This is a genomic window from Peribacillus sp. FSL E2-0159 (genome assembly GCF_038643155.1).
GTDB classification, from domain to species: Bacteria; Bacillota; Bacilli; order Bacillales; family DSM-1321; genus Peribacillus; species Peribacillus simplex.
In genome coordinates, this window is sequence record NZ_CP152053.1 from 4965840 (window position 1) to 4978994 (window position 13155).

Genomic DNA, 13155 nt, shown 5'->3' on the forward strand with positions numbered 1-13155 from the left:
TCAAAACTTTACATCCCGTTAGTTCCATAAGAAAAAGCTGTCTTAAAGACAGCTCTGATCTTCAGCTAACGCACCCGTTGGTTCAAAAAAACTAGGTTTTTGCCGTGTATTATGTTCTCTAAAAATCAGTTTATAGCTGCTTTTCTTCCTTTTATGACAGCTCCGGTTTACCACTAGTGAGCAATCCGTTAGTTCCTTAACGCTTTTCTGACTTTCTTTGCAAAGACTAATGGGTCATCAACTGCTTCAATATTAACGTAAATCAAATTCGGATTATCAAAAAGCCACTCATTGTGTATGGAAGAAACTATTACTCCCTGTTTAAGAATGGAAGCAACAAAATTCTCAACTTCTTTTTGCAAGAGTGCTACCCTACCTAGGCACAATGCTCGTCCAGTCTTATTATCTCTTGATTCAAATGAGAAGGAAGAGGTTACTCTAAAACGTTTTCCTAAAATTTTTGCTTTTATGTCATTTCGATTTATGGTTGTCACACATTTCCCGCCCGCAAATCCTTCTTGGCCGCCGATTATTCTTGCAAACTCTTGACAAATTAATTCATCATTAGATACCATCTATTCATCTCCTCCCTAGTATTAATAGGATATGAATTAATGAATAGATCCGAAACGGATATGCATCTATTTTGAAATGAAAATTATTTATATCTTATTCAAACTATCCTGCTCCCGTTAGCTCCATAAGAAAGGAGCTAATCGTCACAGCTCACTAATGAATTAACGCACCGGTTACTTTAAGTAGATTTCTTTATAAACTTTTTAGTATTTCAGTTAACTGCTGCCCCGTTACTTGAAGAAGAACATTGTATAAAACTACCCCATTGCACTTCCCAACAAAATCATGCCAATAAATCCATATACAACTGTAACTCCCAAACCATATAAAAATAAGTTATCTTCTTTAAATAGTCTGATCAGTTCAAAGAAAGAAATTACAATCCGTATAACCAACAACAGTCCAAATACACATAAAAATGACATCCCGATAGTCATTGGGATCTCTGTCACTAACCTCATGCCATCTGACTCATCATTTGAGATTACCCCAATCCCCTTTCCAATATAAATCCACAAAAATGACCTCAATATCAATGTAAAGAATAAAATGTAATAACGATGAACATTTGGTGCTAAAGAAGAATCCACAGAGGTTATCCATTTTATAAAATACTTGATACATAATCTACACGAAATAATAGGATGTAACCACGCAAATATAAAATCTGTTTCATCGTCCTTAACATAAGAATTCTTTCCAAATGTCATTTTAATTATATTTGATTCGTTTTTCTTCTTTTTCTTCCTTTTCATCTTCAACAACCAATCTAATAGTCATAGTATAATTCCATATTCTTCATTCGAAATTATATCATTAACGAGAGTAATACTTTTTCTGTGTTAAAGAGTCATTTATGTATAAAACAACATTAAATCACTTGTTTCCTTCTGCGACTAACCTGTCCCGTTAGTTGCAGAAACAAAAGAAGCTGCCAGATGGCAGCCGGACTTCTATTAAAGCACCCTAACCTAGATTGCACTTGTTCATAATGTTACTATCAAATTATTTATTGTTGGATCATGATTGCGAAAGGACGCCCAAGATCTATCTTAGACTTTTCTCCGTCTGTTTTACTTTTCAAGAAAAAAATTAAAGATTTAGGAGGCGGCAGAGGAGCATTCACAATTCTTGTTTAACATGAAAAATTTTCTTATTCAGTCTAGGGATATACATAACTAGAAAACCAGATCTACCCATACTAAAGACGATGAAGGCAAGCCATAAGCCGTGATTGCCCCAGATGGGGGTTGTAGTGACTTGCACAATAATATACGCAATCAACGCGTAAATCATAGAGTTTCGAACCGGTGCAATTTCAGTCGCTCCCGTAAAGACACCGTAAATGACGAGTCCGAAACAGGCTGCAAATGGGAAAATAATTAGCCAAGCTCCATATATATTCGAAAGCACAATTACTCTCGGTAAATTCGTGAAGAGTCCAATAATCTGTTCTTGAAATAGTCCATAGGCGCAAGCAATGAAGAAGGCGGATAGAATTGACCATTGCCAGGACAAGGTGAGCGTTTTTTTATATAATTTTTCGTTATTTGAACCAATCGCTTTACCTACGAAAATGCTGGAAGCATTTGCAAACCCATCAAAGAAATAAGCCATAATATAATGAATTTGAATCAATACAGCATTTGCAGCCAATTGTTCTGTACCAAAAGAAGCACCTTTTGCTGTAAACAAGTTAAAAACGGCTAATAAACAAATCGTTCGAATAAATAAATCCCGGTTAACGATAAACATCTTTTTCATAGAATGTGAATCTATAAGCGTTCCCACAGCTGGCATTTTCCATTGAATCGGTGATGCCTTCAATAATAGGAGTAAGCCAATTAAGAAAGCTGTGATTTCTGCGATTAAAGTTGCCATAGCCACCCCTTTTACGGCCAAAGAAAAGACATGAACAAACAAAATGGCAAGAACAATATTTAGAACATTCATGAACACTTGTAAAAATAAAGATATTTTAATCTTCGACATGCCCATCAACCAACCAAGAATTACATAATTCATCAAAGTGAAGGGAGCTCCCCAAATTCGAATTCGAAAATATTCCGCTGCAAATTTGCTAACATCGGAATCAGGGGCGATCAGTTTCAAAGCCGCATATTCAATCGGCCATTGTAGGAGGATAAAACAAAGACCTACAATGACAGCTAATAAAAAAGGGCGAAACAAAGCAAGTGCTCCTTGAGCTTGATTGTTTGCCCCATTAGCTTGAGCGGTAAACGCAGACGTGCTAACTCGTAAAAAGCCGAATAACCAATATAAAGTATTAAAAATAATACTGCCTACTGCAACTCCTCCAATATACGCCGGATCTGGAAGCTGACCAACAACTGCTGTATCCACAGCCCCTAATAAAGGGGTTGTCATCGTTGAAATCGTTAAGGGGATGGCTAAAGCAAGGTATGTTCGATGATTCATCTTTTCCCTCCAATATGTTCTTCAGAAAAAATATAAACAAGAGCCTCGATTTTCAAGTTGAAATCGAGGCCTTCCAATCAATAAATATAAATTCTAGACTAGGTCTTGTTAATCCTCGTTGGAAGAGAACGAAAACGTGGATGCTCAGCAAGGATAGAACCTCTCATCTGTTTGACGACAGGATGTTCTGATGAAAAAAACTGATTTTTAGAATCGTAAAGCTCGATTAATTCTCCTTTTTCCAGTACACCCAAAGTATCCGCGATTGAATAAGCCGCTTTAATATCATGTGTAATAAAAAGATAAGATAAGCCGAAGTCTTTTTTTAACTCACTTAATAATTCTAAAATTAGTGTTTGATTAACCATATCCAGACTACTTACGGATTCGTCTAAGACGATTAGCAGTGGCTTAAGAGAAATTGCTCTAGCAATATTAATTCTTTGTAATTGTCCACCGCTAAATTGGTGTGGGTATTTTTTTAAATCATTCTCACTTAGACCTACTCTTTCCAGTAACTCAATAACGGTTCTTTTTTGTTCGGCTACGGTTAGTTTTTCATAGTTATCTAATGGTTCGCCTATAATATGCTCGGCTGTCATTCGTGGATTGACAGATGAATACGAATCTTGAAAAACGACTTGTAGATCTCGGCGTATCTTTTGTCGAATAAGCTTATCAGCAGTATAAATATCATGCCCTTGAAACAGAACTTGTCCTTGCTGTGGACGTTCTAAGCCAAGAATCACTTTTCCTAATGTGCTTTTTCCAGCTCCACTCGTCCCAAGCAGTCCTAAACATGTTCCTTCGTCAATAGAGAGGGAAATGTCAGTGAGTACTTTTTTTGAATGATCTTTCCATTTAAAAAACGTATGAGAATTATAGCTATGAGTTACTGCCTTTACTTGTAATAAACTCATTGGTTCCCCCCTCAAAAGAATGCAATCTATATATCACAACATATGGGTGATAGGTTCTTCATGATTTAAGATAAGGCGGGCATTTAGCAGTTTCTTTGTATACTCATGCTGCGGATTATCAAATAGTTCAAATACATTTGCAGTTTCTACAATTCTGCCATGTTGCATAACGACTACATCATCAGCCATTTCAGAAATGACTCCTAGATCATGAGAAATGAGTAAAATGGATGTTCCATATTCAGCACGAATTTTATCCAAGTGGCGAAGTACTTGTAATTGGTTATGAACATCGAGTGCAGTTGTCGGCTCATCAGCAATAATGACGGATGGATTTAAACATGCGGCCATCGCAATCATCACGCGTTGAAGCATACCTCCACTCAATTGAAAAGGATAGCTTTTTAATAGTTTCGCGGGATCTGGCAGGTTTACATTTTGCATAGCATCGATGGCAAGCTCTTTTGCTTGTTTTTTATTCAATGAGGTATGAGACCTAATCGTTTCGATAAATTGATTGCCAATTGTAAAAACAGGCGTAAATGAATTCATCGGATTTTGCATAATAAAGGCAATATCCTTGCCACGAATTTCACGTATTTCTTTATCGTCCAAACCATTCAATTCTCGTCCTTGGAGGGTAATGCTACCTTCAATCGTCGTTGTTTTCCGATCAAGAAGCTGCAGAATGGACATACTCGTAACGGTTTTACCACTCCCACTTTCCCCAACGAGACCCAGTACCTTCCCTTTTTCCAGTTCAAAATTAATATCCTGAACGAGGGTGGAAGCACCATCTTTTGTTTTTACTTGTACATGTAGATCGCTCACTTTTAATACATTCGACCGTTCTGTTCTCAATCTTCTCATTCCTTTTTATTAACGACGTTTGACTCCAAAACGTTCTGATAGCGCTTCGCCTAATAAATTGAAGGTGACGACAACGAGCATAATCATCAAACCTGGATATAGCATTAATTCTGGATTCGTCCGAATATACGATTTCCCTTCATGAATCATCGCTCCCCATTCTGGTGTAGGGGGTTGCACACCTAAACCTAGAAACGACATGGCAGATATATCCATGATGGCCCAACCCATTTCTAATGTACCCATAACAGCGAGCGGAGGGAGAACATTTGGAACGATATGTTTCTTTATTATCTTCCATTGAGAAGAACCGCTTATTTTAGCTGCCGCTATATAGTTTTGTTCTTTCAGACTAAGTACCATTCCTCGGAAAATCCTCGCATAATATACCCATTGCACAAGCATCAATGCTAAGATGACCTGTTTAAGGCCAGGTCCCAATATACCAACAAGTCCAAGAATGAGCAAAAGATTCGGAAATGCCATAACACCATCACAAAGTCTCATTAGCACTTGGTCCACCCATCCGCCTTTATAACCAGCAATAGTTCCAACAATTAAACCGATGCCTAAAGATGAAATAAAGATTAATGTGGCAAATCCTAACGAAATGCGAGCTCCATATAAGAGGCGTGATAACGTGCATCTTCCTAAATGATCAGTTCCCAATGGATATTCAAAGGAAGAGGGCTGTAGTTTATTAGCTAAATTGACAGCAATAGGATCATTAGGTGCAATCCAAGGTGCCAAGATGGTGATGATAAATAGGAAGCTCAATATTATCGAACAAAGGACAATCACTTTCTGACTTCTCATCATAATGCGAAGACTTGTTATCATTGACGTTGCCCTCCTTTTCTGGAGATGCGTGGGTCGATACACATTTGAATAAGGTCAACAATCAAGTTGCTAATAATGAATAGTCCCGCTGCTAAAAGCACATAGCATTGAATGACAGGAATATCCCGATTAAAAATAGCTTCAATAAAATAACGACCAAATCCTGGCCAGGAAAAGACCGCTTCGACGATAATGGTTCCAGTTAGCAGCTTTCCTAAATTCATCCCTAGTCCAGTAATCATAGGAGATATGGCTATTCTCAGTACATGTTTTCCCATAATCACTTTTTCATGAATCCCTCTTGTGCGAGCAAAAAGGATATAAGGTTCCTGTAAATTCTCAAGAACGCTAGCACGTAATAGTCGAGTATACAAGGCTATTAATGGCAAAGCTAAAGTAATGGAAGGGAGAACCAGATGTTGCCAAGTCCCGATTCCTTCAACAGGGAATAGGTCGAGTTTAACAGAAAAGAAAAAAATTAATAAATAACCAAGCCAAAAAGAGGGGATCGATGCCCCGAAAAAAGAGAGAAGTCGACTAAAATGGTCAATACCACTGTTTTTCTTAATGCCTGCCAAAAACCCAAGTGGGACACTGACCAGGACCGCTAATATGATGCTACCTAAAGCTAACTGAATGGTCGCTGGCATTCGATATGTAACCTCGTCCCAAACAGGTTTATTCGAAAGATAAGATATGCCAAAATCAAATTGGCATATCTTAATGATAGAGTTTACATATTGAACATGGAGAGGTTGATCTAAGCCAAACTCATGTCTTTTCTGAGCCAACATCTCATCTGTGGGTTGGATATGTGCTGCCGATAAATATGCCTCAGCTGGGTCCACGGGTGAAAGGTGAATCATTCCAAACGTTAGAAGGATGGCCAAAAGAAAGATGGGAATAATGGCCATAATTCGTTTCAAGATATAAGTGCCCATGAAAACCCTCCTGTAACTTACTACTCGATGCTAATTCCTGTGAATGGATGTTCATCCCGGTTAGCAGGGAATGTAAAATTAGATACACCTTTTTGATAAACAGCTATTTTCTTAATATAAGAAATAGGTGCAATCGCTCCTTGTTCTTGTAGTGATTCCAAAATAGTTGAGTAAAGTTCTTGACGTTCTTTTTCATCTGTTGTTCCAGCAACATCTGCAATTTGTTTTAACAACTTATCTCTGTTCGGATAAGATGAAATGGCTTCGTTAAATCCAAATCCTTCTGAACCAACGATGTTTACAAAAGTATGGGGATCATACGGTGCGCCATAGTTACTAAAGAAATTCAATTCAAAATCATTAGCTTTAAATCTTTGAATTTGTACAGTAAGCTCAACTCCAACGATATTTAATTTAACACCTAGTGCAGCCCACTCAGATTGTAATGTTTCGGCCATTGCTTTTTGAATCGATTCTGCAGAGTCGTACATTAATTCGATTTCAAGTGGTTTTCCGTCTTTTTCACGAACGTTTTTTCCTTTTGGCAGTTTCCATCCTGCTTCATCTAATAAAGCTTTTGCTTTTTCAACATTATAATCAATCGGTGTTACATCAATGTCTGAAGTATAAGGGAAGTTTGTCGGTAATATAAAATCTGCCTTCTCTTCCAACCCAGAAGTAACTCCGTCAACCATTGCTTTTTTATTAAATCCATATTGTAACGCTTGACGAACACGTAAATCTGAAAGCTGTACTTTCTTCGTATTCATTACTAGTTGTCTTGTCGCAACCGGATCAGAAATACTAGTCTCATAGGTACCTGTTGATTCTAATTGTTTGAAAGCATCTAGACTGATAACGCCTTCACCATAAATAAGGTCTAGGTCACCTTTTTCAAAAGCAAGAACTCGGGTTTCAGCATCAGGAATGATCTTGATTTTGATTTTCTTTACTTTAGGGAGTTCACCCCAATAATTTTCATTGCGTTTGAAAATAGCATATTCATCTGCTTTATATTCTTCCAAAATCCATGGACCTGTACCGACTGGTTTTGTAACGCCTTTTGAAGTGTCACCATCTTTAGGGAATCCAGCATCACCTAAGAAACGGACTGGACGAACGACGGCTAACTCTTGAATAGTAGGATAATATGGCTCCTTTAATGTTAGTTTAAACGTGTTTTGGTCAATTACTTCCGTTTGATCCACTTTCGGAATAAAACCCAACCAACTATGTAAATCAACATTTTTCAATATAGCATCAAAGTTCTTTTTCACAATTTCAGCATTAAAGCTTGTACCGTCAGAAAATTTCACATCTTGACGTAGATTGAACGTATATTCCTTCCCATCCTTGGAAATTTCCCATGATTCAGCTAAATGTGGTTTCAGCTTGCCTCCATCTTGATAGCTAACCAAAGGTTCATATATCATCGATTGAGCGAATAATTGAGAAGGATTATAGACATGCGGATTCATTTCTCCTATATCCCTAGGCCAAGCAACAGTAAGCATGTCTTTATTATCTTTATTTGAAGTTGAATTTTCTTTTGATTCATTTGTACATCCAAGTAAAAGCGTTGATAAAATTAAAACGATTGCTGATATAAATAACACTTGTTTGCTGTTTCTTCTTTTTGACATAACATTGGTGCCTCCAGTACAATATTGAGAATCATTTTCAAGTGTAATGAGTAACTATATTATTGTCAATATAATGTCGAAATTCTCGAAAAATATAAATATATCCATTTCTCCTGTTTATCCAACTACCCCTTTAGTTCTATAAGAAAAGAAGCTGTTTCCAGCCCCATATAGATGTAATGCACCCTTTTCGTTTAATTATGTGCTTGTTAGTAATATCAAAAAGTTAACTAGTTATTTCCTTTTAAGACTGTTTATTAAGAAATGAATAATGCCAACAATCAGAAAAATATAACCAAATCCAATTAACAATTCAGGATTATTCATTTGCGTAGTAAGCTCTTCTAATAGACCTTGCGCAAAACTTGAATAACCAATTGCTAAAAATAGTCCTCCTCCTACTAGATAAAGAATTGCAATACTGTATTTTTTCAATCTAAATTCTCCTCAAAAAATATTGTTCGCCTGATTTCATTTTGTATTTCCTTATTCAACTAACCTGCCCCATTAGTGCCATAAGAAAAAGGCTGCCTCAGCAACCTTCCTAATTGAAGTAAAGCACCTGTTAGTTGAAGAAGAACAAATCTAATTTCTCTATCCGTTTATGAAAAGTATTATTCCTCATCATCTCCAAAGTCAATCATCACTCCAACAACCTGTTTAGAAAAGTTATATTTTACTTTCACCTCATACATTCCGTCCCCATAACCAGACATTGAAACCGCACCACTTGGAACAACTCCCCCTTGTGCATCTGAAGCAACAACATCACAACATGCAACATAATATTTTAATCCAACTTCATCTATCTCTATGTCATGGACATTTTTCACTTCATATTGGATAGCTTCATCTCTACCGAATATTGCAAGGTCAAAGATTCCAGCTTGTGCCGAGTCAACCCCTATCGATTTATCGCAATCATGCCATTTTCCGCTTGGTTTTTTTTCTCCATAAAATACGAGTAAACTTTCAACAACTTCTTCAGGTGTGTAAGATATGGATGCTGTCCATCTCCCATTTTTCACATTTGAAAGTATGATTTGCAGGTCTTCTTCATCCACCTGATAACATGGGTCAGTAACAATTAACTTTCCACTTTCTATTGTAAAAGTACCAACCGTTTTAGGCTTATTAGTATTCACTTTCGGAACATACCATTCAATAAATTGACTTAAAGTTGATGCTTACAATCGCTTATTCCAGTTTTACCATTCCAAAGAAAGATTAGTTCCTGCATAAATCTTTTTCTAATGCGATAGCAAAGTTTATCACCATTGATATTTTCACCAATACAAATCATATCACTTGGTACATTTTTTGGTCTGTTCTCTAGATTTTGTTTTACAATATCAATTGTTAATGCTGATTGTTCATTAGTTTGAATAGGGAACAAAGTCCAATTACCAAATTTTGCTCCATTCGTTTCTAAAAAGAGTTCTTTGTATTCCTCTGGAAAAATAGCACCAAGTGCTTTTTCTGTTTTTTTCAATTCAAGTAATGACACTCCAGCCACTTTCGAACTTGGATAAATCATGTTTATTACTTTCTTCATTTCTTCCTCCACAATACTTTCGGATTATTATTACATACTACATTACAAATTAACTAGGAGTGTTTTCGATATTTATGACTAAAAACCCTCTATTTATTCAAAATCCAAATCATTTCTTTTTCAACTAAACTACCCCGTTAGTGCCATAAGACAAAGGTACCTCAGCAACTTCCCTAATTGAAGTAAAGCAGTTAAATAAAAAGCCTTAAAGACAGCTCCGATCTTCAGCTAAGTGTTGAATTCAAATAAAGTTTGATTAAAAATACCTAAGACAATATTTAATGATTTTTATGTATTTTGCGGGGAGGCTCAAAATTACTTACACGCTAAGGGTTATTTTATAATATCAAAACGACCATTAGGGATTACTAATTAAATAAAATGGGATTCTTCATTATTTGCATTCCGATTACATTTAAGTTTTAGATGTGAGGGATATTGAGTATTGAAGTTAAGTAAGTTTCTTAATCCTCGAATTCGAAAGAAATGAATAGTTCAAGGAATCTTTTTACACTAGAACCGTGTTTTCTTAATATTCCATATAAGTGTATCAACACCTTTAGAGAAATGAAAAAGCGGTTTGACTTCAGTAAGGTCAAAATTAAAGGGAGTAAAAAGTGTATTCGTACATATCTCTGCCTCTACTTTTTGTAGCGGCCAAGGACGATGGTGTATTTCTCCGCAATAGATATTGACTCCATTATCCGTACTATACAAGCAATATCTCTCTGTGAGCCAATGGTCTAAAGTTCCTTTTTTAGGAAAATAAACTTCTGGTATTGGAGCGTACTTTGCATTAAATCTAATTGGAGTATTTGTTTTTCCTTTACGGATACTTTGACAATGAAAAGTTTGTCCTTTTTTTTCTAAAGAAATTTGTGCAGAATGATAGGGCAAACGGAACCATTTCTTGGCTATTATATAGGAGGCCCAGTCCTCAACGTCAAGAGACATGAAAAAGATACCGGGTTTACCATCACATTGAACATATGTCCTTACATTGATTTCTGAAAATTTAGGGGTTAGTGATACAGATGACAATCCACGAGGATAAATTCCCTCCATAACGAAGAGAATAACTCCCAACCAGGCATATCCATCAAAGGTGTCAATTTCTAAATGAAGAGGAATATGCGGTCTTAGTGTTTCAGCTGGAATAGGCCAATGGGTAAACAAGAGATTTCTCCAAGGTTGTCGCATAATCCATTTTTTTGAAGGTATTGACCAAGGACGGTGAGCGTTATCATCTAGTAGGTTCATGAAAAGTATCTCCTTTATATCTACTTAGTTAAGGGGTGAAAAAAACTCAGAAAATCATTTGATGTTGCTTGTATTTTTCAATTGCTCTCTGTATTGACTTTCACCCTATAAAGTTGTGACTGATATCTTTATAAAATAACACAATTATACTTTTTCTGGAAATTACAACAATATTGAGCTGTTAAATTAATTTGATAGTGGAGAAGTGAATATGTCGAACATTCTATCCTATTTATCTTTTGTGATGGTTGCAATAATATTTGTCCTATTTTTATTCATGCTTGTTGGTTGGCGTTGGATTATGAAACGTATAGTTAAGAAAATGGGAAAAATCATTTTAACCGACAGCTATCAAGAAAATATTATGGAGTTGATGCCAGGACTAAGGCATATGGGCGTTCAAAATATGCTTGAAAATAGCTTGCGTGCAGAAACAGGCGACGTCCTGCATCGACCACTTGGCTCTTCAAAAAAATGGCCGCATTTGGATCCAATTACCTTTATCCCTGCACAAACGACACCATTTCCTATTGATGGTGAAGAAGACGTTGATGTTAAGGTAACCATTGGACCAAAAGCAAAAAAACCAATGAAAATAAAAATTCCTCTTATGATTACAGGGATGGCCTATGGTATTGCACTTAGTGAACAAACAAGGCTTTCTTTGGCGGAAGCAGCAAAAAATGTAGGAACCGCGATTAATTCCGGAGAAGGCGGAGTAATACCTGAAGAATTAGATAAAGCAGGAAAATATATTTTACAGTTTTCAAAAACAGAATGGTCAAAGGAAGAAGATCTTATTAAGCGTGCCGACATGATTGAAATTAAGTTCGGACAAGGCGCACTAGCTGGGATGGGGGGGAAAATTTCACCCAAAAATTTAACAGGTCGGGCTCGTGAAGTGATGGGGCTTAAAGAAAATGAGGATGGAGTCATTTTTGAACACTTTTTTGAAAATCAAACATTGAAAGATATTAAAAAACTTGTTAATGAACTTCGGAGCATAACTGGTGGTGTTCCCATTGGTGTAAAAATGGGGGCAGGTGGAAAAATCGAAGAAGATATAGATCATTTAATTGAACTCGGTGTTGATTTCATTACGATTGACGGCGGCCAAGCAGCCACACACGGTGCCCCCCCTATTTTATCCGATGACATGGGAATACCAACATTGCATGCAATTGTCCGGGCTGTTAATCATTTAGAAAAGAGAAAAATGAAGGGGCAAATTAGTTTAATTGTCTCAGGAGGGCTATTAGTACCTGGGCACTTCTTAAAAGTACTTGCACTCGGTGCTGATGCTGTTTATGTAGGATCTGCCATATTATTTGCTGTCTCACATAGTCAAGCATTGAATGCTCTTCCCTTTGAACCACCTACACAAGTTGTTTGGAATCAAGGTAAATTCAAGGATCAATTTAAGATAGAAGATGGAGTAAAAGCAGCAGAGAAATTCTTTACAGCAAGTATAGAAGAAATGAAAATGGCATTAAGAGCGATGGGGAAACGTTCCTTAAAGGAGTTATCAAAAAAAGATTTAGTTTCCTATGATGAACTGACTGCTAAAATGATTGGAATTCCCTTTTCATTTGAACCTTGGGAAGACATACAAAAAGAGAAATAATTGAATGTGTATAGAAAGCAAATTCAAAATATCCAGATTGGCAAACGATCACATGTTATATTTAGTAAGGTAAGTTTAACCTTTGATATTAAAAGGACCACACAGTTTTGATATGTCTAATATGTGTGGTCCTTTTACCTATTCGTTAGTTGATCAGCAAGAATAAAGAGCTGCCATCGCAACTCCATCTTCAACTAATGCGTCCGATTGCGGAAGAACTAAATAATAATTATAATTGCTGCCTTTATCTTCTTGAACTATAGCACCCGTTAGCCATCCATGAAGCGCAAAAAAAAACGTCACTTACTTATTTGTTACCGAGTTGTTCGCCAAACCGATTAGAAGTCCTTCGGTTCCACGAATGTAGCAGAGCCGATACGAGTCATTATATGCAATAAACTGATGCGAAAAATTTTTAGTCCTTCCAGAACCATTTACGAATCCATTTGGCAGGAATGGCAACCAATACAGCAATTACAATAAGAAC

The 13155-nt window shown here is 36.5% G+C and carries 13 protein-coding genes and 1 pseudogene; 1 reads left to right on the forward strand and 13 read right to left on the reverse strand.

Annotation, left to right across the window (positions count from 1 at the left end):
• Nucleotides 1-188: 188 nt before the first annotated feature.
• The 12 genes from NYE63_RS24270 to NYE63_RS24325 all read right to left on the reverse strand — a co-directional run bounded on the left by NYE63_RS24270 (nt 189) and on the right by NYE63_RS24325 (nt 11044).
• Entirely contained in the window at nt 189-575 is a 387-nt protein-coding gene (locus NYE63_RS24270) for a DUF1259 domain-containing protein (protein WP_342603077.1), read from the reverse strand.
• Between the two features lie 258 nt (nt 576-833).
• Nucleotides 834-1331, reverse strand: a complete 498-nt coding sequence (locus NYE63_RS24275) for a hypothetical protein (RefSeq protein WP_342603078.1) — start codon at nt 1329-1331, stop codon at nt 834-836.
• A gap of 367 nt (nt 1332-1698) precedes the next feature.
• Complete coding sequence (locus NYE63_RS24280) at nt 1699-3015, reverse strand: MATE family efflux transporter (RefSeq protein ID WP_342603079.1); 1317 nt, start codon at nt 3013-3015, stop codon at nt 1699-1701.
• A gap of 98 nt (nt 3016-3113) precedes the next feature.
• Entirely contained in the window at nt 3114-3935 is an 822-nt protein-coding gene (gene nikE, locus NYE63_RS24285; RefSeq protein ID WP_342603080.1) for a nickel import ATP-binding protein NikE, read from the reverse strand.
• A 33-nt stretch (nt 3936-3968) separates the two neighbouring features.
• On the reverse strand, nt 3969-4796 hold the full coding sequence (gene nikD / locus NYE63_RS24290) for a nickel import ATP-binding protein NikD (protein ID WP_342603081.1): 828 nt from the start codon (nt 4794-4796) through the stop codon (nt 3969-3971).
• An 18-nt stretch (nt 4797-4814) separates the two neighbouring features.
• The gene (gene nikC, locus NYE63_RS24295; RefSeq protein WP_342603082.1) at nt 4815-5645 is read right to left on the reverse strand and encodes a nickel ABC transporter permease subunit NikC; all 831 of its coding nucleotides are present in this window, start codon (nt 5643-5645) and stop codon (nt 4815-4817) included.
• The gene (gene nikB / locus NYE63_RS24300; RefSeq protein ID WP_342603083.1) at nt 5642-6586 is read right to left on the reverse strand and encodes a nickel ABC transporter permease subunit NikB; all 945 of its coding nucleotides are present in this window, start codon (nt 6584-6586) and stop codon (nt 5642-5644) included. Before nikB ends, nikC begins: the two co-directional genes overlap by 4 nt.
• A gap of 20 nt (nt 6587-6606) precedes the next feature.
• A complete protein-coding gene (gene nikA, locus NYE63_RS24305) occupies nt 6607-8229 on the reverse strand; it encodes a nickel ABC transporter substrate-binding protein (protein ID WP_342603084.1) in 1623 nt (540 codons plus the stop codon).
• 234 nt (nt 8230-8463) lie between these two features.
• Entirely contained in the window at nt 8464-8664 is a 201-nt protein-coding gene (locus NYE63_RS24310; RefSeq protein WP_342603085.1) for a hypothetical protein, read from the reverse strand.
• A gap of 179 nt (nt 8665-8843) precedes the next feature.
• Nucleotides 8844-9374, reverse strand: a complete 531-nt coding sequence (locus tag NYE63_RS24315; RefSeq protein ID WP_342603086.1) for a hypothetical protein — start codon at nt 9372-9374, stop codon at nt 8844-8846.
• A 29-nt stretch (nt 9375-9403) separates the two neighbouring features.
• The gene (locus NYE63_RS24320; RefSeq protein ID WP_342603087.1) at nt 9404-9784 is read right to left on the reverse strand and encodes an SMI1/KNR4 family protein; all 381 of its coding nucleotides are present in this window, start codon (nt 9782-9784) and stop codon (nt 9404-9406) included.
• 513 nt (nt 9785-10297) lie between these two features.
• Entirely contained in the window at nt 10298-11044 is a 747-nt protein-coding gene (locus NYE63_RS24325; protein WP_342603088.1) for a DUF2071 domain-containing protein, read from the reverse strand.
• Between the two features lie 211 nt (nt 11045-11255).
• Between NYE63_RS24325 and NYE63_RS24330 the strand changes: the two genes are divergently transcribed.
• Nucleotides 11256-12668 carry an FMN-binding glutamate synthase family protein gene (locus NYE63_RS24330; protein ID WP_342603089.1) on the forward strand — a complete coding sequence of 471 codons (1413 nt, stop codon included), beginning with the start codon at nt 11256-11258 and terminating at the stop codon, nt 12666-12668.
• 303 nt (nt 12669-12971) lie between these two features.
• Here NYE63_RS24330 and NYE63_RS24335 read toward each other — a convergent pair.
• A pseudogene (locus NYE63_RS24335) lies at nt 12972-13070 on the reverse strand (VOC family protein); the annotation flags it as partial.
• Between the last annotated feature and the right edge of the window lie 85 nt (nt 13071-13155).